This window comes from Shewanella oncorhynchi, assembly GCF_030848765.1.
Taxonomy (GTDB): Bacteria; Pseudomonadota; Gammaproteobacteria; order Enterobacterales; family Shewanellaceae; genus Shewanella; species Shewanella oncorhynchi.
Window position 1 is genome coordinate 3702299 of the sequence record NZ_CP132914.1, and the last position, 19581, is coordinate 3721879.

Genomic DNA, 19581 nt, shown 5'->3' on the forward strand with positions numbered 1-19581 from the left:
GATATTTATGACGCAGATAAGAATGGAAGTAAATTTAGATATTAATGGGAGTGTTTAAAGTCAATATTCTATCGGGTATAAATGAGCAACAACATTACGAATCAAGACGGTAACATTTTATTCACGGTAACAGATGCAGATTTTACAAGTGAAATATGGCTTAGAAAAATGGGGACGCCTTGAGCTACAAAAAATAAAAAACCTCTTTCCATGTAATATGAAAAGAGGTTTTAGTATTGGGCGAAAGCGGCTCCTTCTCTTATATAGACAAATATAGACAAAAAAGAGCGGTTATAAAAATAGTCCGCTTATAACACGATCCAGGTCGCTTTCAGTTCTGTGTATTTGTCGAAGGAGTGCAGAGATTTATCTCGGCCATTACCTGATTGTTTATAGCCACCAAATGGCGCTGTCATGTCGCCGCCATCGTAATGGTTGATCCACACCATGCCAGAGCGAAGGGCTTTGGCTGTTTTATGGGCCTTGCTAATATCCGAAGTCCACACGCCAGCAGCTAAGCCGTAGATGGTATCGTTGGCTATCGATATCGCCTCTTCCATGCCATTAAATTCAATGACAGATAACACAGGACCGAAGATCTCTTCGCTGGCAATTTTCATCTGATTGTTTACGTTAGAAAATACCGTTGGCTGCACATACACACCACCCGTGTCGGCCATAACTTGGCAGCCACCGTGGACTAAGGTTGCACCTTCGTCTTTACCCGCTTTGATATAACTGAGTACTGTGTCTAACTGTTGTTTATCAACAACGGCGCCGCTCACAGTGGCGGGATCGAGTGGATGCCCTGGATGCCATGAGGCTAGCTCCTCTGCGATAAGCGCGATAAGCTCATCTTTAACCCCGGACTCCACCAGCAAACGCGAACCTGCGGTGCAAACTTCACCTTGGTTAAAAGCAATGGCTTCGGCAGCAGCAACAGCAGCGGCTTTGAGATCTGGCGCGTCATTAAAGACGATATTAGGGCTCTTGCCTCCCGCCTCTAGCCACACGCGTTTCATGTTCGACTCACCAGCGTAAATCATTAATTGCTTGGCAATTTTGGTGGAACCTGTGAAAACCAGCGTATCCACATCCATATGCAACGCTAAGGCTTTACCCACAGTATGACCAAATCCTGGCAACACGTTGAGTACGCCTTTTGGGATCCCAGCTTCAATAGCCAGTTGCGCCATACGGATAGCCGTTAAGGGTGACTTTTCAGAGGGTTTTAATACTACACTATTACCCGTGGCCAGCGCGGGCCCGAGCTTCCAACACGCCATCAGCATTGGGAAGTTCCACGGAACAATCGCGGCGACAACCCCCACAGGCTCACGGGTGATCATGCCAATTTCATTGTGAGCCGTTGGCGCGAGTTCATCGTAAATTTTATCAATCGCTTCGCCAGACCAGCGAATCGCACGGGCAGCACCCGCCACATCCACCGCTTTGGAGAAACGAATTGGTTTACCCATGTCGAGGGTTTCTAACAGCGCGAGTTCATTGGCATTTTCCTCCAGTAACTCGGCGAAACGTATCATCACTTGTTTGCGCTTTACCGGAGACTGCTGCGACCAAACACCAGACTCGAATACGCTGCGGCCATTAGCAACCGCAAGATTAGCATCTGCAAGATCGCAACTCGCCACTTTTACCAACAAGCGACCATCAATAGGACTAATACAATCAAAGGTGTTACCCGAAACGGCATCTTGGTATTCGCCATTGATAAACGCCTTACCATTAATAGACAGGCTGGCAGCCAGACTTTCCCATTCGCTGCGTTTCTTCGGTGTGCTCATGATGACCTCTTAATAATTCGTATAGGTGTGGTTTATCGTTCATCGACAAGAAAATAGTGGTCTGTGACGACTTTAACGCAAATGCTAAACATCATCACAGTCATAATCCGAGCTTCAGGTTACGCTGTTTAAGCAATAAAATTCAATATTTTTTACAAAAATAGCTTTTTTGCCACAAATAACTGCACACGGCTCTTCCATGTTCATTATTTCTAACATAGCATAGCAAATATTAGCCACCCTAAAACAAGACCTGAAAATACAGGACAAGGTAGACACTATGGCCGATTTGCCGCTCAATTCCTCAAGCGCACCCTCACTTGAACATTTCTGGATGCCTTTTACCGCTAACCGCCAATTCAAAGCCAGTCCGCGGTTACTCGCCAAGGCCGAAGGCATGTATTACACGGATATTGATGGTAATAAAGTGTTAGATGCTACCGCAGGTTTATGGTGTTGTAACGCAGGCCATGGTCGCAAAGAAATCAGCGAAGCGGTCAGCAAACAAATTAAAGAGATGGACTACGCGCCCTCCTTCCAAATGGGTCATCCTATTGCCTTTGAACTTGCCGAGCGGTTAGTCGAGCTCAGTCCTGAGGGATTGAACAAAATCTTCTTTACTAACTCAGGTTCTGAGTCCGTCGATACTGCGCTTAAGATGGCACTTTGCTATCACAGAGCCAACGGTCAAGCCTCACGCACCCGCTTTATCGGCCGAGAAATGGGTTACCACGGTGTCGGCTTTGGTGGCATCTCTGTAGGTGGATTAAGCAATAACCGCAAAGCATTTAGCGGCCAATTACTGCAAGGCGTCGATCACTTACCTCATACCTTAGATATCCAAAATGCGGCATTTACCCGTGGACTCTCACACTTTGGCGCTGAAAAAGCCGAGGTTTTAGAACAACTAGTGACCCTGCATGGCGCCGAGAATATTGCCGCCGTAATCGTTGAACCTATGTCGGGTTCGGCAGGGGTAATATTACCGCCACAAGGTTACTTAAAACGTCTACGTGAAATCACTAAAAAGCATGGCATCCTACTGATTTTTGACGAAGTCATTACCGCTTTTGGCCGCGTTGGCGCCGCCTTTGCGAGTCAGCGTTGGGGCGTTATCCCAGATATAATCACCACGGCTAAAGCCATCAATAACGGCGCCATCCCTATGGGTGCAGTGTTTGTGCAAGATTTTATCCACGACACTTGCATGCAAGGCCCTACTGAGCTGATTGAGTTTTTCCACGGTTACACCTATTCCGGTCATCCAGTCGCAGCAGCAGCCGCACTTGCCACACTATCAATTTATGAGCATGAGCAATTATTCGAGCGCAGTTTTGAGCTTGAACGCTACTTTGAAGACGCAGTGCACAGCCTCAAAGGGTTGCCGAATGTGATTGATATCCGCAACACAGGATTAGTGGCGGGGATTCAATTCTCCCCTAACGCTCAAGGCGCGGGTAAACGGGGTTACGGCGTGTTTGAACACTGCTTCCGCCACGGCACTTTAGTGCGAGCCACGGGCGACATTATTGCCATGTCACCACCACTGATTGTCGATAAACGCGAGATTGACCAAATGGTTAATAGCCTAAGCGATGCCATTAACGCCGTTGGATGATAGCACCAGCGGTTCGTTCTACTCTCACATTTAACACCCCGCTGCGGCGGGGAACTTCAAAGGTTAACTATGCTCAAGATCACTCACTTTGTTAATGGTCAGCACACCCCTGCCAGTACCAGAACCCAAGATATTTTTGAACCCGCCACGGGTGAACTACGTGGCCAAGTCTCACTCGCAAGCGAAACTGAAGTGGGTGAAGCCATCGCGATCGCAAAAAACGCCTTTGAAACCTGGTCGCAAGTCACGCCGCTCAACCGTGCTCGAGTACTGTTTAAATTCAAAGCCTTAGTTGAGCAGCACCTAGATGAAATGGCGCAACTTATCACCCGCGAGCACGGAAAAGTGATAGACGATGCTAAGGGCGAGTTGATCCGAGGTCTCGAAGTGGTCGAATTTGCCTGTGGTATTCCGCACTTGCTTAAAGGTGAACACACCCAGCAAGTGGGTGGCGGCGTCGATTCTTGGTCAGTTAATCAAGCTTTAGGTGTTGTCGCAGGCATAGCGCCCTTTAACTTCCCCGTGATGGTTCCCATGTGGATGTTCCCAATCGCGATTGCCTGCGGTAACACCTTTATTATGAAACCCTCGGAAAAAGACCCAAGCTCGGTGATGCGGATTGCCGAGCTGCTTAAAGAAGCGGGTCTTCCCGATGGCGTGTTTAACGTGATTAACGGCGACAAAGAAGCCGTCGATACCTTACTCACCCATAAAGATGTGCAAGCGGTGAGCTTTGTAGGCTCAACGCCGATTGCTGAATACATCTACAGCACAGCCTCTAAACATGGCAAACGCGTGCAAGCCTTAGGCGGCGCGAAAAACCATATGTTACTCATGCCAGATGCGGATTTAGATCAAGCCGTTAGCGCCTTAATGGGTGCCGCTTACGGCAGTGCTGGTGAGCGTTGTATGGCGATTTCAGTCGTGCTGGCGGTAGGCGATGTGGGCGACGCGTTAGTGGAAAAACTGCTACCGCAAATCCAAACCTTAAAAGTCGGCAACGGCCTGGTGCCAGAGATGGAAATGGGGCCACTGATCTCAAAACAACACCTTGCTAAGGTCACCCAATATGTTGAAGCCGGTGTGCAAGAAGGCGCAGTGCTGCTGGTCGATGGCCGTAAACTGAGTGTGGATGATCATCAGCAGGGTTATTTCCTCGGCGCCTGTTTGTTCGACCATGTCACGCCAGATATGAGCATCTACCGCGAAGAAATCTTTGGGCCAGTGCTGGCGATTGTGCGCGTGAAAGATTATCAGGCGGCGCTTGAGCTGATTAACCAACACGAATTTGGCAATGGCACGGCGATTTTCACCCAAAGTGGTGAAGCGGCGCGACATTTCTGTCACCACGTACAAGTCGGTATGGTTGGAGTGAACGTGCCGATCCCGGTGCCGATGGCGTTCCACAGTTTTGGCGGTTGGAAGCGCTCACTGTTTGGGCCGCTGCATATGCATGGCCCCGATGGCGTGCGTTTTTATACCAAGCGTAAGGCAATAACTGCCCGCTGGCCCGTGGGTAAACAGACTCAAGCCGAGTTTGTGATGCCAACGATGAAATAGCCGAATGTCAGCTCAACAAGGAAATCGCAAATGACTGTGAGTATCAACGCCATTATTCGCTTTGCTACGGCGCAAACACCCGTCGAAACCTATCTGTTACCGGCGGAAAAGTTGTTAGCAGGCAATCCAACTCAAGGGCTAGAGAATCATTATTCTAGCCCTTGTGATCAATTTCACAGTGGAATTTGGCAAAGTGAATCAGGCGCTTGGAAAATAAACTACACTGAATACGAGTACTGCGAAATCCTCGAAGGGATGAGTGTTATCACAGATCTTCAAGGTCAATCGCAGACGTTCACTGTGGGTGACAGGTTTATCATACCCGCGGGTTTTCAAGGCACTTGGGAAGTCGTGGAGCCCTGCCGCAAGGTTTACGTCATTTTCGAACAAAAGTGAGATCAACGAGGCTGATGTTAGCCTCAAAAAAGCTAAGTTATCTTAGCAATAACTCGCCATGAGGTCACAGCAACGGGTTTTCCTAGGCTGTTGTTTGGCAAACCAACGGATGCACTGGCGCGATTGAATAACCATGGTCGCCAGTAACACGTCCGAGTCAACAAAGAAAATGGGAGAAATACCGTGCATAATAATCTGAAAAAAAAACGGCTGGTACAGCTTGTCGGACTCGCGCTAACCACGACCCTATTCTCCGGCATGGTCGCCGCCGAAGTGACTGGGGAAATTAGTCTTACTAACGACTATCGTTTTCGCGGCGTATCACAAACCGCTGGCGATCCTGCCCTGCAAGGTGGTATCGATTGGAGCTTTGATTCGGGTTTCTCTGTCGGGGCTTGGGCAAGTAACGTGGACTTTGATGAGCCAGGTTATAACGGCCCAGCGATCGAATACGATTTCTATGTCGCCTATGGTGGTGAGATCAACGAAGATCTGACCTACGACATCACCCTTAACCGTTATAACTACTCAGGCGAGAGTGATATAGGTTATTTCGAAGTGATTACGGGTATGGAATTTAAGGGCTTTCGCCTAGCCTATTGGTTTACCAATGATTACGGTGGTACTGACTTAGATTATCACTATGGAGAGCTAAACTACTCCTACGAATTTGTTGAAAACTGGAGTCTCGATCTGCACTACGGCTATAACGTGGGTGATGCCTTAGATGATGGTGAAGGTTTTGATAGCTACTCAGATTACTCTGTTGGCGTATCGACCGAATTGGCAGGCTTTGGACTTTCATTAGCTTGGTTGGGCACAGATCTCAGCGGTGACCAAAAGGTCTCTGACGGTGCATTCAAAAACTCAGATACCGTGCTTGCGAGCGTAAGTTACGCGTTCTAATTTCGCCTTAGGTTAGATGAACTAAGACACAAAAAAGCCCTCATCATCGAGGGCTTCTTTTTAGCTGTTCAAACAGATTTGACTACCAACTGCGCATTTTATGGCCTTTCACCGCGTAGAACAGGATGAACAGGTAGCATGGCAACATCACAATATAACCGCCCTGCATACCCATATCTGTCGCCGAACTCATTAACCCCCAAGACACTGGACCAAAGGCGCCACCTGCAATCCCCATGATGAGAAGCGCAGAACCTGTACTAGTCAATTTACCCATACCAGACAAAGCTAGCGGCCACACAGCAGGCCAAACAATCGCATTAGCTAAACCAAGAAAAGCAATCATCAACAAAGTATCGGGCAGCGCCACACCGCCAAAAGGCACTAACAAAACATTAGCAATAGCGTAGGAATTATTGTCGCCAAACAAAATACCGCACGTCAGTAACAAACCCAGAATAGCCGACACCATCAAAGCCTTAGGCTGTGAAATAAAACGAGGAATTAACAGGATACCTAAAGAATAACCCAACACCATACACACCATAGTATAGGAAGTCATAACACCGTATGACTCTATGCCTAAAGACAAAGCAAATGTACCAATGGTATCGCCAGCAATAACCTCTACAGCAACATAAACAAACAGCGCTAACACGCCAAAGGCTAAGTTAGGGTGAGATAATGCCGCTTTAAGTTGCCCTTTATCAGTATTTTCAGCAGCTTCATCTTCATTCAACAACTCTGGCAAAGGTGATTTTTTTACCGCGAGCGCTAAGATACCGATAAAAATGGCCATGCCTAAATAGGGGAATACTAAACCGTCAGCCATTTCTTCAATTTGCACTTGAGTTAGCTCAGTACCAATACGGTCTTTAAAGCTGTCTAAAATCAACGCCGAAAACACCAAAGGCGCAATCACACCCGCACCTTTATTCAAAATACCCATCACACTGACACGGGCGGCCGCAGATTCTTCAGGCCCCAAACGCACCACATAAGGGTTAACCGCAGTTTGTAATAGGGTTTGGCCTGCGCCCATCACTAATTGGGCGAAAAGGAATAAGGCAAATATTTGTGTTTCCGCAGCAGGGATAAACAGTAAGCCCGCCAACATCATCACGCCCATGCCTATCGCCATACCATTCTTATAGCCGACTTTGCGAATAAGCCAAGCGGATGGCAAGGCAGTAAAGGTCACTGCAATGTAAAAAGAAAACAGGATCAACGACGCTTGAAAGGGATTGAGTTGCAATATTTGTTTCAAATAAGGCATCAAAGAACCATTCAACCAAGTGGCGAATCCGAGGATGAAAAAGAGAGCGGCCACTATGGCCATGGGGAGAAAGCTGCTTTTCTGCTGGCTTTTATCGAGTGTCATTTCCATAAACCTGCTTCTTATAGTAATTAATTATTTATTTAGGTGATAACGGGGTTTAAATTAATGCCTAAGTTCCCGAATATCCGTATCGCGACTCGTCCGCAATGGCTAATGTTATCATCCAAACGCACCATTGTTTCAGTGATGTTAAAACAAATAACACAAAAAGACAACGCTGTCATTTAATAAATTCTCGCGAATATTCCCTCGTAATCATTAATAGGCCGACAGCTAAGTTATAAGTAAGTGATGACTCACATCCAGAAAATAATGTAAAAAAAGCCGCAGACACTGAGTGCGTGCGGCTCAAGCTATTAAGCAAACAGACTAAATTCTGACAAAAATATTGCGGTGATACATCCAATATAACACCAGCCACTGCACCGCAAGTAAGCTGATAACTGCAGCTAACGCTTGAGCGCTTTCAGGCAAGGCCATCACTAAGCCGCCAAACACGCTTTGGGCGATATATTTCCAATCCACTAAACTCGACGCTAGGTAAATAATGATGGCGTTGGTGCCAATCACCACAAAGAAAAATGCGGTTTTTTGCCACTTAAGCACATCGACTAATGCATAGAATGCCGCCAGCAGGATCATGCTCCAGCCCGACGTCACCAGCACAAATGAACTGGTCCACAGATCTTTATTGACCGGAATAATAAGATCCAACAGCCAACCTAAGGCTAAGCAAGCACCACCCGCTGCGGCGAGTAATCCCACTTTGACCCACTCACCTTTAGGATGGGATTTAACAATAAAGTGGCCGACAAACACACCCGCTAACGCATTGACTATGGCAGGGATGGTCGACAGTAAACCTTCAGGATCGGGCGTGCGTCCCTGATAGCTTATGCCGGGTAATAACATCGAATCGACATAGGCATTGATGGATTCCGTTGGCAAGAGCACGCCCGCCAGTCCACCGGGGAAAGGCAACCAAAGTTGCATTGCGCCATAACCGAGCAAAATGCCCAAGGCGACAATAACTTGCGTTCGTAGACTCGTATGCCACACCAGTAATGCGGCAAAGAACCATGCAAAAGCGATTCGGCCTAACACACTGGCATAGCGAATTTTTTCAGGATCGGCAGGCGCGCCCGTTCCCCAACCGTGATTGTATAAAATGCCCAGTAACAGCAATAAAAAGAGTCGTTTAATCCCATGACGATACACAGGTAATCGCTCCTTCATCGGTAATTTATCTAAACGTTTGGGAGATAAACCTAAGGCCACACCAGAGAGGAAAATAAACAGCGGAAAGATTAAATCGTAAAACCGAAACCCATGCCATTGGCTATGGTGCATTTGTTCATCGCCCCATTGCCAACCTGCCCAGCCCGTTAAAATAAGCAAGCCACCAAACAGGGCCTCACCACCCAAAATCCAAAACATATCAAAGCCGCGCAGTACATCCAGCGACATCAACCTGGGTTTATTCACCTTTACTGGCGCAATTGCGTTTGTCTGTGTCGTCCCCATGCCATCATCCTTTATTATTGTTATTAAAAGCTTTTATAAAAGTTGAGCAAAACTAATACTGTACAAAACTAATACTGTTTAAAATGAGTGCTGTACAATAAAAAAACTTAGCCCCTGTCACCAAAATACGACAAGGGCCAATTGTTACACATCACCTAAACTGCGAAAGCGATTTAAGGGTGTGCCCCTATTGCCTGGCCCGCATAAATCGGCCCTGAATAGACTGCCCGTCCCGCAATGTAGTTTGCCTGCACTTTGTTCTGCGCATCGAGCAAAACAAAATCAGCCCTATGTCCCAGTGCTAAACGGCCAGCTTTATGCTCAATCCCGAGGAACTGCGCGGGATATAACGCCGCCATTCTCAAGGCTTCCGCCAAAGGTAAACCCAACAAGTTGACCGTATTATTGACCGCAGTCGCCATATCGAGCACACAACCCGCCAGCTCACCTGTCACGGCATTTAATCTGTCGCCGACTCTCAGCACTCGAGTACCAAAAAGCTCGAAGCTAGTCTCATCGTCCATACCGACAGGCGGCATAGCATCAGTGACTAACATCATTTTACCTCTCGGTTTTGCCCTTAGTGCAACCTTTGCCGCAGCGGGATGCACATGGTGACCATCGACAATCAAACCACACCAAGCGGTTTCACTCTCAATCGCCGCGCCAACCATGCCCGGCTCACGGGAACCCAGTGGTGACATCGCATTATAAAGATGGGTAAAGCCCGTCGCGCCTGCCGCTAATGCCGCAACCACAGTATCGTAGTCGGCATTAGAATGACCCAAACACACCTTAACGCCCGAGGCGACAAGCGTGCGGATCACCTCTGGTGACACATTCTCAGGCGCAAGCGTGACCACTTTAATCCCCAGATCTTGACGACAAAATACCGCGAGTTCAGCATCGGTGATTTCGCGAATAAAACCCTGCGGATGTACACCTTTTTTAGGCACAGATAAATGTGGTCCTTCAAAATGCACCCCTAAAACGCCAGCGCTACCTTTGACTAAAGCCTCGGCCACAGCATCGGCCGCATTTGCCATCACGCTGACATCATCGGTGATAAGCGTGGGTAAAAATCCCGTCGTACCAAAACGCGCATGGGCACGGCCGATAGTCTCAATGCAATCAACACTCGGATCGGCATTGAATAACGCCCCGCCGCCGCCGTTCACTTGCACATCGATAAAACCAGGCACCAGCGTTCCAGCTTGGCGGATTTCCTTCGCGCCAACAACCGTATCAAACGCCAGAATGTGCCCGTCTTCAACAGTTACAGGAACATCTTGATGGAAATATTCACCATCAAAAATACGCTCGGCGATCAAGGTGATTTTCATCGCAAACCTCTTTCAATAAATAACGTGGTTAGCTTAAGGCTAAAATTAGGTTAACCGCGTGGGTTTAGCTGCAGATGCTTAATCGTGCAGCCTACCTAGACCTCTTAGACTTTGCCACTTAAAGCTAGGCAGCTTAAAGCGTTTGGGTCACTTTTTTAAGGCCAGCCGGTTGATCGGGATCGATACCGCGGGCAATCGCAACCACTGCCACATCGATATAGAATCGTTGTAATAACGCTAACGGAGCAACACGAGGGTGAATGTCGGTCGAGGTTTGATTCAGATGCACTAAATCGGCGCCGCGTTGGCTCACGTTTTCAATTTGTTCAATATGGCTAGCGTAGGATTCATCGCCAATGCACACATCAACAATAGTGAGTTTTTTCTCAACTAAGGTCACAGGACCGTGGAGGAACTCGGCGCTACTGAATGCTTCAGCATGAATTGAACACACTTCTTTTAGCTTAAGCGCGATTTCCTTAGATACCGCATAACCTAAACCACGGCCGAGTACGACTAAGTTCTTCACGTCAGCAACGGATTCTGGCGTGAGTTGTGGCTCAGCATCCACCGCCGTTTGCAGCGCTTGGGGTAAAGACGCTACGGCGCTAGCGAGCGATTCGCTTTGAGTCCAAGCGGCGGCGAGTTGTAAAATCGCCGACAAGGTCGCGAGGTAACTCTTAGTCGCAGCAACGGCTTTTTCTTCACCTGCACGTAAAGGCACAACGACATCGACGATATCTTTAATCGGTGCACTTTCATCATTCACTAAGGCAACACAGAAAGCACCAGCATTTTTTGCCATACGCGCCTGCGCTAAAATGTCAGGGCTACGGCCAGATTGTGAAATCACAATCACTAACGCGCCTTCGAGTTTCAAGGTTTTACCATACACACTCGCCACTGAAGGTGCGGCGGCGAAGGTCGGTACACCCGCTTCAATTTCAAATAAGTATTTAGCGAACACTCCCGCATGATCCGATGAGCCGCGACCTACTATCATCACAAAACGAGGGGCGAAGGCGCGCAGTTTCTCACCTAACTGCTGCATGATGTCAGCGTTAGCTTCTAATTGACCCGCAATTTTTTGCGGTGCAGTGCGTGCTTCTTGTTCCATAATAGTGTTTGTCATGTCTTTTACCTTCACGTTCAAATACAGGATTTGGCTTCAGTGCCTATGTGCACTGACAACGACTTATTAAATTCTTGCTGGGCGAAATACATAGCACCGAGTTCGGGTGGTGCTAAGGTTTCTGAAATCTTAGCGACCACATCGGCACCGAGCCAAGCTTGTAAAGGCTCAGCAAGACCACCGATCATAGAAAAACGCACCGGATTTAAGCTAAATAACTTACGCGCCATTTCGCTAATATAATCAGCACCTTCTTGCACTATGGCAGTCGCGACTGCGTCACCTTCATTGGCACAATCGAGTACGCTTCTGGCTAATGCGGCGTAGCAACTTGATGATTTACCCGCTAGATTTTCGACAATGCCTAGCGCATCGGTGACACCAAACTCATTCAACAGCATATCGGTTAATCGAGTTGGTACGGCAAAGCCATCGAGTGCTAACAGCACGTGTTCCGCAGCTTTTAATCCAAGCCAAGCACCGCTGCCCTTATCGCCCAATGCAAAACCATAACCACCAATACTCAAGCTGGTATCACCAACATGGGCATAACCGCAAGAGCCAGTACCCGTGATGATCACCGCGCCATCGGCACCGCGGTGGGCACCAATACAAGCCGTATGCAAATCGGTAGTGACATACATGGCTGCAAAAGGATGCTGCCAGTTGATAACATCTTGATATAACCTAGGGACATTTACGCCAGCAAGACCAAGACCCGCCACCAGCAAGTGACTATCGCTCTCGTTCATGCCCGCATCCAGCAACGCCAGGCGAGTCGATGCTTCAATGGATTCAAATGTTTGTGTGAGACCATGCAGTGGATTTGCACGTCCTGCAACACCTGTCCCTAAAACGGTACCGTCTGCGCAGTAGATGGTGGCTCGGCATTTACTACCGCCTCCATCTACACCTATAAACAGTGGTTGATCTTTTGTCTGGACTAACCCCATGACACCCCTCTTCACCTATCAATGCAGCGCTACCGTTGCTTATTATTTGCCGTTAATACAGCGCTCAACTTTAGTTAACTCAATGTTACAGCAAAAATGACAGCGTTGTCATTTACTTTTTTAAGTGATTTATGATCTAAAATCAAATTTAGGCAATCACTGACACAGAAAAACAAAAAGGCTGTATTTTATCTTTAAAATACAGCCAGATATAAAAACGATTTAGTTAACGATTAAACTTCGGCCTTTACGAATACCATCGGCCGCAATGGCACGGATCTCAATCGGTGCAGTGACCGCCAATCCCGCTTGATAAGCTTGCCATTGGCCATTGAGGCTACGGTATTCGAGTTTAAGGCCGGGATAGGCAATATTGGCAAACAGTTTACCGTCACGGATCTCGGCGCCGACCGTCGGTACGCGATAATCAATCCCCGCTTTATCTAGCTTGATAAACTCTTTGTGGCCCAAGGTATTCGCAAGTTGTTGCCACTCCTTTGCCTGTGCATCACGCATGGCTAAGGTAAAAGCCCCAGAGCTTTGGTTATACACAGCGCCTTGATACTGATAAGGCACTTCCCACGCAGCTTGATGCCAAGCACGCTCGGCCAGCATCAACAAACGCGGAAACACCATGTATTCAATCGTATCGTCACTGCGAATCGACTCACTCCAAACCTGCCCTTGCAAGCCAGTAAAGGGTTTGCCTTTCTCCCTTGGACCCGAGACTTTTTTACCCGCCTCAACAAGCTTTATTCTGTCATCCGCTTCGAATGGCTGATTTTCAATATCGGTCCATTGCTCGGCGTTAGCGGCTAAATTATCAGGCATAAAGCTAAAAACTTTATGGCTATTGGTCGCGCGGCTAGCCCAGTAATAGCCATGCTCTTTAGGATCGGCCTCATAGGGGAAGTCAAAGTACAATACCTCAGGATTAGAGAGCACCGTTTCCCAGCCGAGATTCGCCTGCTGATTGGCGCGCGAATGACCTTTGTGGGCAATCACATCCCAAATATTAGACTGCACCTTAGCGGGCATATTCTCAGGGCGAACATGGCTCATACCATCGCTCCATCCTGCTGCTTCAATGCCTTTTGCCGCTAACATAGTCGAAATTCGTTCAATAAAATAAGCGCCTAAGTCATCTATCGACTTAACGCCTTTATCGTTATTGGCGACAAATGCTAAACACTGAGGAGATTGTTTCCAAGCTCCCGCCGTTTCATCGGCACCAATGTGGTAACGCGTCAATGGTTGACCCGCGGCTTGGTGTAACTTGGCAATTTCATCAATCACTTTATCGACAAAGTGATAAGTCGATTCCATGCAGACGTTAAGCGTGTTGTCGTCGTAATATTGCACTGAAGAATAAACAGTGTTGTCGTTTGCATCGGATAACAAATATTGCTCAGCTGCAGTGGTTTTTCCTTCAGCTTGCAATTGACGAGCGCCCGCATCTAACGCTTTTACCGCTGTGTTAGCTTGATTTGCCGTTTCCTGCACAGGGACAACCTGCACTTTGCCCGTGTTTTGAAGCTCTACGTCTTCAGCCTGTAATCGACGAAAACGCGCATCCATCGCTTTAATCGCGGCGCGGCTATGACCCGGCATATCCATTGATGGGATCACTTGAATTTGACGCGCCTCGGCATATTTCACTATGTCGATATAGTCTTGTTTAGTATAGAAACCATTAACGCTCGACTCCGCAAAAGGACCACTGCCCAGTTGCGGTAACAGACAGGTATTTTCAGCAAGATCATGACAACGTTTACTACCGATGTCGGTCAGCTCAGGTAGCCCGTCGATTTCGAGTCGCCAACCTTCATCGTCAGCCATGTGTAAATGCAGTTTATTGAGCTTATAAGCCGCCATTTGGTCGAGCAAATCCAGCAACAATTGTTTGCTGTGGAAATTACGTGCCACATCAATGTGCATACCACGAAACGGATAACGTGGGCTGTCTTCAATGGTCATGGCATTCACTTTCAGCGAATTCACATCCACAAGGCTTGCTAATGATGACAAACCGTAAGAGAAGCCCGTCGCATCATTGGCAGCGATCACAATTTCAGTTGGCTGAATATCTAAGCGATAACTGCCCTCATCCCCTTTTTGGCTGGCAAATTTCACGATAATGCCACTCGCAGATTCAGCCACACCCAGGCGAGCTAAACGTGCCACCGCTGCCGCAACTTGACTCTTTTGCTCTGGGTTATCTTGCTGATATTCTAGCTTAATACCACCAGCAAGGGATACTGGTGTATCTGTTGAATGGATCTTCACCTTTTGTGGCGTTGGGATAATGGTATCCACAGCCAAGGCGGCATCTTCACTCACGCTTTGATTGTCTTTAAATAATTGCGCGGCATCGGCTGGCGCGAGTTTATCCGTTTCAGTGCGTTGATATTGGGTTTTAAAATTCGTAAACCCTTCAACATACGGACGCGTCTCTAAACCCGTTTCGGCATCTTTACCCACTTGAGTGCTGGCGATAATGACGGGTTCTAATCCTTTTGCTGCGAGGTAATAGTTTGGCATAGCGTCGGTTTCAGCCAATTGCCACGGCTCACCACGGAACGTCAATTGCTTTTTCTCGCCCTTAACAAATCCCTTAAAAGCAGCCGTTGGCGTAATACGATGCAAATCGCCTTTAACGTGCGTTATCGTCAACTCACCGCTTTCAACCGATTGCACTGGGCGCATTTGGCTTAAATAGATTTCCCAATCTTGGCTGGCTAAATCCATACCGGACACGAAATCAATTTGAGCGACAAAACAGCGACCATCGGCTTTATCTTTTAGGCACTTATCGTCTGGCACATTGGTCACAACACGGTAAGTTACGACTAACGAATCCCCGAGTTGTTGTAACTGCGCTTGAGTTAATGCGTCCTGAGCTTGCTGTGTTTGAGCCACAGCCTTATCGGCTGACGCCGCGGAAGGCGTCACAGGCGCCTCGGAACAGGCCGCTAATCCTAAAGCCAGTAAAATGGCGCTTGCTGAAAGTGTTTTTTTCATGATTATCCTTATCTAGCTCCAGAAATGGCTACAATCTGAAGGAAGTTACTAACGTCCGCAGTCTTTCCCCTTGGTGAAACAGTCGCTCGCTCGAGTGCGCTAAGTGCTCGCTATCGAGTGAGGCTGAACCTGAGACATTGGCAAGATCATTTAACGTACGAGAAATCGCTTCGGTGACGCAGGTTTGCTCCTGTGCCGCATGGGAAACTTCGATGTTCATATTACTGATATTTGAGACTAAATCAGTCACTTTAGTAAGCACTAACTTAATTTCTTCTGAGCGGTTAACGCCCTGAGTTGAGAGGGCTTGGCTCGCTTTCATCACAGTGACCGTTTCGGCCACTCGGCTCTGGACCTGCTGGATCATCTTCTGGATCTCACCAGTTGCCTGTTGGGTTCGGCTCGCCAGCGTACGCACTTCGTCGGCAACCACAGCAAAACCGCGCCCTTGTTCACCCGCCCTCGCCGCTTCAATCGCAGCATTAAGCGCCAGTAAGTTGGTCTGTTCAGCAATACTGTTGATGACTACAACGACTTCATCAATCTTTTGCGTTTCTTGCTGTAACTGTGAAACGAACAATGCCGAGCGAGCTAATTCAGATGCCAGTTTACGAGTAATGTCTAATCCCGAATCGAACTGACGCTGACTGTCATCGACCGCTTTATCGGCCTGACTCGCCGCGTCCGCGGTGCGTTTCGCATTAATGGCGACTTCATTGGCACTGGCGCTCAGCTGAGTTACAGCCGTCACTGCCGCCTCGGTTTCTTTTAATTGGGTTTGCACGCGATCATTATTGGTTTGCGACAGTGACCCCAGCGCTTTGGCATCACCCAGTAATTGCCCTGAGGTTTCGTGCACTCTGGAAATCGTGCCGTGAATTTGCTCAACAAAACCATTAAATGCCTTGGCAAGCTGACCAATCTCATCCTGACTCTCAACGGGTAATCTGTGGCATAAATCGCCGTCACCGCTGGCAATTTCTTCCATAGCACGGACCACATTCCCAAGTGGATTAATCACTAAACGTTTAAGAATAATGAAGATAACAAATAAACTGCCACCGAGAATTAACAACGCCTGCAAGAAATAACCTAAGAGTAAATCTGACAACTGAGCGCGAATAGGCAACATAGAAAACTGAATAGCCAATTGGCCCGTTGGGTTACCTTGATCAGCAAATTGAATTTCACGTTTCACTAGATACTCATCGGCCACTGTTTGAGCCTGTTGACTCTCGGCTAACACTTTACCGCGATGGTCACTCACGACAATATGATAAATCTGCGCAGATTTAAGCATCACAGATAGCACGGCTTGGATTTGTTCATAGTCGTAGGTGAAGATGGGCTGCGCCATGGTCACTTGTAAATTGGCGACGGTATTTTCTTCAAACTCAGTTTCACTGGCAGCCAATTTATCGCTCGCCAACCAGTAAGATGCACCGAACAGAACGCTAACAATCATAAAAATTGCTGCCGCTAATCCAATCTGTACTTTTAAGGCTAATGTTTTCATTATTTTGCACCTTGCATACTAAAAAGATCTAACCATAATTCTGTGCGTTCTATTGGTGTTAATGGACTTAAATCAGGTGTATCAAGACGGATAATCACCCGTTGTTCAAACTTAGCCTCACGGTACAGTTGCTCAATTTTAAGCTCGCGATTAAACATCTCATCAAAAGAGCCGTCGCTTACCATACTTTCAAGCCCGGCTAAAATGGCAGCAGCAAGTTCGGGGCGCTTAGGGGAAACAAAGAAATAAGCTGGCGAGCGATATTGCAGCAGGATATGGCTATCGACCTTAAGTGCGGGATCGGGGTGATTTGCGAGTTCTTCGCCAATTTCCTGAGCGCCGAGGGCAAGATAATCGAAACGCCCGCCTTCTAACATGGAGTATAAATTGGTGTACTGATAGCTAGTGACGACGGGTAATCCATTGGCTTCTAAAATCGTGGCATCGGGCCAATAACGATTTTGCCCCGCCTTTAACTGCCTAAAATCCGCCATGGTTTTCACATTAGCAAATCGTGCCTCATCCGATTTCCGGATAATCAGCAGCCGATTACCGAGTAACCCTTTAAACAATGGAATGCGCACGGGAAGCACAGTTTCTTCCAATTCTTTTGAGGTCATGCTCCAAAACACGTCGACTGTCCCAGCGAGTGCTTCTTCGACCTTGCGCTTTTGATTCATTTGAGTCGACATTTCTTGCGCTTGATAACCCGAATCCGAGCGCCGCAGTGCTTCATCAAGTAACTTTAGTAACCATTCCTGCTGTATCGCGGTGGTGATTTTTTTTGAAACCTGTGCAGACGATTTAGACACATCAGAATTTGAAGCTAAATGGTTTATAGCTGTGTCGGTAGCAAATACAGCAAAAGAGGAAAATGCCGAAAAAAACACTAATGCCATTATAAACAGGGGTATGCAAGCCGTTCTTCTTGTCATGATGAGTGCGACATGGCCAATGACACGCATCGCAGCCGTTAAATGAATCGCCATAAATTGCAACCTCTTTTATTATCTGGTTTATACCAGTGAGTTTTATTTATCTATGCCGCTAACGTTCAAGTGCTGAGGTAGGCAGTTGAGTAATACCGTAAAAACATCATAAAAAAATGGCTGGGCACTGCTTACAGTACCCAGCCCACGCTAGTTTCTGGGGAGAGACTATCAAAATATCAAAGACAAACGTATCGCCGCCCGACAGCAATACTCCTGCCAAACACATGATAAGGAGACCTCATCCTCTCATGCAGACCTTACAAACAACGCGTCACACAAGCAGATGACAGCGTTGTCATTATTAAAGTACACAAGAAAGAACAGGATTTCTACATTTTTTTGACAATTATTGTTATTTTTTATGAATAGACATAATTAATGCAAATTATTCAAATGCTTAAAATGTTTATTTTATTTATTCAAGCTTATGTGACAACGCTGTCTTTCATTGATAACATAGCGATAACATGACAAAGATCACGGTAGCTATTGATGAATCCCATTAACACACTTGTGCCCAATAATACCCAGCCTGCTCCGCGCTTAAATCGGTATTACCTAAACCTCAGTTTGGTATTACTACTCTGTGGAGCTTGGTTATTTTGGGCGAACCATTTTTATTCGCTATTTGATCTTATCCAAGAATATGGACGCTTCGTTTTTCTAGGAATCACAGGAGCGATATTTGCAAACTCGACAGGAGCTGGCGGTGGCGTCATCTTTATTCCGGTATTTTCGAGCCTCAACTTTAGTGAGTCTCAAAGTGTCTCGACTTCATTTATGATCCAATGCTTTGGCATGACAGCAGGCGCGATTTCATGGTCACTTCATTATAAAAAGCACCACCGAGAAGATGATGCATGGTCTGGTTTTGTAAAAGCATCATTACTTGCAGCCTTCTTTTCTGTCTTAGGTTTCTGGAGTAGCCAATTACTACAACTCAATTCGCTCTCTTCGCTACACACCAGCTTTAGCATTTTCTCGATAGTGCTTGGTATCGCCATCATTATCAGTAGCAAAAGTAGCACACAAATCACTCGCTCTATAATGCTGGTCGATTTTCTTTGGCTCGCTCTCATTGGCTATTTCGGCGGTATTATCACAGCTTGGTTATCGGTAGGCGTCGGTGAATTAGTCGTCATTTATCTCATGATAAGGGGACTATGCGCCAAAATGGCGGTCGCCACTGGCGTTGTTGTTTCTGCGATTACAGTCTGGTCGGCAAGCCCTATCCATATTTTTTCAACAAATAGCCATGCCCTCTTTGAGCTAGTGTTATTCGCAGGTCCTGGCGCCATTATCGGAGGATTACTTGCTCGTAAATTAGCACTCTTTCTCCCAGTAAAAGTATTAAAACTCTTTTTCTCCATTTGGATCATTTTGACGGGTAGCGTCATGTTGGCGAGTTAGAAATTTATAAGTGATTCATATTCATTACTTAAATTTAAAGCTAGCATAAATAAATCGTATAATTTG

Annotated in this window: 14 protein-coding genes; 5 read left to right on the forward strand and 9 right to left on the reverse strand. The window is 47.0% G+C overall.

The annotated features are described in order from the left end of the window. Positions 1–308: 308 nt before the first annotated feature. Positions 309–1805: an aldehyde dehydrogenase gene (locus tag RA178_RS16535; RefSeq protein ID WP_263160875.1), complete on the reverse strand. Its 1497-nt coding sequence runs from the start codon at positions 1803–1805 to the stop codon at positions 309–311. A 280-nt stretch (positions 1806–2085) separates the two neighbouring features. Between RA178_RS16535 and aptA the strand changes: the two genes are divergently transcribed. The 4 genes from aptA (at position 2086) to RA178_RS16555 (ending at position 6285) form a co-directional block, all read left to right on the forward strand. After that, positions 2086–3423 carry an omega-aminotransferase AptA gene (aptA, locus tag RA178_RS16540; protein WP_306682876.1) on the forward strand — a complete coding sequence of 446 codons (1338 nt, stop codon included), beginning with the start codon at positions 2086–2088 and terminating at the stop codon, positions 3421–3423. 69 nt (positions 3424–3492) lie between these two features. Beyond that, a complete protein-coding gene (locus tag RA178_RS16545) occupies positions 3493–4983 on the forward strand; it encodes a CoA-acylating methylmalonate-semialdehyde dehydrogenase (protein ID WP_306682878.1) in 1491 nt (496 codons plus the stop codon). Between the two features lie 30 nt (positions 4984–5013). Next, positions 5014–5379 carry a cupin domain-containing protein gene (locus RA178_RS16550; RefSeq protein WP_306682880.1) on the forward strand — a complete coding sequence of 122 codons (366 nt, stop codon included), beginning with the start codon at positions 5014–5016 and terminating at the stop codon, positions 5377–5379. 183 nt (positions 5380–5562) lie between these two features. Then, positions 5563–6285: a TorF family putative porin gene (locus tag RA178_RS16555; RefSeq protein WP_131525457.1), complete on the forward strand. Its 723-nt coding sequence runs from the start codon at positions 5563–5565 to the stop codon at positions 6283–6285. An 82-nt stretch (positions 6286–6367) separates the two neighbouring features. Here RA178_RS16555 and nagP read toward each other — a convergent pair whose 3' ends face one another. The 8 genes from nagP to RA178_RS16595 form a co-directional block, all read right to left on the reverse strand. Then, a complete protein-coding gene (nagP, locus tag RA178_RS16560) occupies positions 6368–7666 on the reverse strand; it encodes an N-acetylglucosamine MFS transporter NagP (RefSeq protein ID WP_105252977.1) in 1299 nt (432 codons plus the stop codon). A 327-nt stretch (positions 7667–7993) separates the two neighbouring features. Further along, the gene (gene nagX, locus RA178_RS16565; RefSeq protein ID WP_306682883.1) at positions 7994–9148 is read right to left on the reverse strand and encodes a transmembrane glucosamine N-acetyltransferase NagX; all 1155 of its coding nucleotides are present in this window, start codon (positions 9146–9148) and stop codon (positions 7994–7996) included. Between the two features lie 173 nt (positions 9149–9321). After that, complete coding sequence (gene nagA / locus RA178_RS16570) at positions 9322–10491, reverse strand: N-acetylglucosamine-6-phosphate deacetylase (protein WP_306682885.1); 1170 nt, start codon at positions 10489–10491, stop codon at positions 9322–9324. Positions 10492–10624: 133 nt separating this feature from the next. Beyond that, complete coding sequence (gene nagB-II, locus RA178_RS16575; protein WP_263200159.1) at positions 10625–11623, reverse strand: glucosamine-6-phosphate deaminase NagB-II; 999 nt, start codon at positions 11621–11623, stop codon at positions 10625–10627. 17 nt (positions 11624–11640) lie between these two features. After that, positions 11641–12576: an N-acetylglucosamine kinase gene (gene nagK, locus RA178_RS16580; RefSeq protein WP_028760901.1), complete on the reverse strand. Its 936-nt coding sequence runs from the start codon at positions 12574–12576 to the stop codon at positions 11641–11643. 222 nt (positions 12577–12798) lie between these two features. Beyond that, entirely contained in the window at positions 12799–15597 is a 2799-nt protein-coding gene (locus RA178_RS16585) for a beta-N-acetylhexosaminidase (protein ID WP_306682886.1), read from the reverse strand. Between the two features lie 28 nt (positions 15598–15625). Continuing rightward, positions 15626–17113, reverse strand: coding sequence for a methyl-accepting chemotaxis protein (locus tag RA178_RS16590; RefSeq protein ID WP_306682888.1), 1488 nt, complete (start codon positions 17111–17113; stop codon positions 15626–15628). Next, complete coding sequence (locus RA178_RS16595) at positions 17113–18102, reverse strand: substrate-binding periplasmic protein (protein ID WP_306682890.1); 990 nt, start codon at positions 18100–18102, stop codon at positions 17113–17115. Before RA178_RS16595 ends, RA178_RS16590 begins: the two co-directional genes overlap by 1 nt. 495 nt (positions 18103–18597) lie before the next feature. Between RA178_RS16595 and RA178_RS16600 the strand changes: the two genes are divergently transcribed. Continuing rightward, entirely contained in the window at positions 18598–19515 is a 918-nt protein-coding gene (locus RA178_RS16600) for a sulfite exporter TauE/SafE family protein (protein ID WP_306682892.1), read from the forward strand. The last annotated feature ends 66 nt before the right edge of the window (positions 19516–19581 follow it).

Excerpts from the sequence above, each read along its gene's own strand:
- RA178_RS16535 (WP_263160875.1), bottom strand. The coding sequence starts at position 1,805 with ATGAGCACACCGAAGAAACGCAGCGAATGGGAAAGTCTGGCTGCCAGC.
- aptA (WP_306682876.1), top strand. The coding sequence starts at position 2,086 with ATGGCCGATTTGCCGCTCAATTCCTCAAGCGCACCCTCACTTGAACAT.
- RA178_RS16545 (WP_306682878.1), top strand. The coding sequence starts at position 3,493 with ATGCTCAAGATCACTCACTTTGTTAATGGTCAGCACACCCCTGCCAGT.
- RA178_RS16550 (WP_306682880.1), top strand. The coding sequence starts at position 5,014 with ATGACTGTGAGTATCAACGCCATTATTCGCTTTGCTACGGCGCAAACA.
- nagP (WP_105252977.1), bottom strand. The coding sequence starts at position 7,666 with ATGACACTCGATAAAAGCCAGCAGAAAAGCAGCTTTCTCCCCATGGCC.
- nagX (WP_306682883.1), bottom strand. The coding sequence starts at position 9,148 with ATGGGGACGACACAGACAAACGCAATTGCGCCAGTAAAGGTGAATAAA.
- nagA (WP_306682885.1), bottom strand. The coding sequence starts at position 10,491 with ATGAAAATCACCTTGATCGCCGAGCGTATTTTTGATGGTGAATATTTC.
- nagB-II (WP_263200159.1), bottom strand. The coding sequence starts at position 11,623 with ATGACAAACACTATTATGGAACAAGAAGCACGCACTGCACCGCAAAAA.
- nagK (WP_028760901.1), bottom strand. The coding sequence starts at position 12,576 with ATGGGGTTAGTCCAGACAAAAGATCAACCACTGTTTATAGGTGTAGAT.
- RA178_RS16585 (WP_306682886.1), bottom strand. The coding sequence starts at position 15,597 with ATGAAAAAAACACTTTCAGCAAGCGCCATTTTACTGGCTTTAGGATTA.
- RA178_RS16590 (WP_306682888.1), bottom strand. The coding sequence starts at position 17,113 with ATGAAAACATTAGCCTTAAAAGTACAGATTGGATTAGCGGCAGCAATT.
- RA178_RS16595 (WP_306682890.1), bottom strand. The coding sequence starts at position 18,102 with ATGGCGATTCATTTAACGGCTGCGATGCGTGTCATTGGCCATGTCGCA.
- RA178_RS16600 (WP_306682892.1), top strand. The coding sequence starts at position 18,598 with ATGAATCCCATTAACACACTTGTGCCCAATAATACCCAGCCTGCTCCG.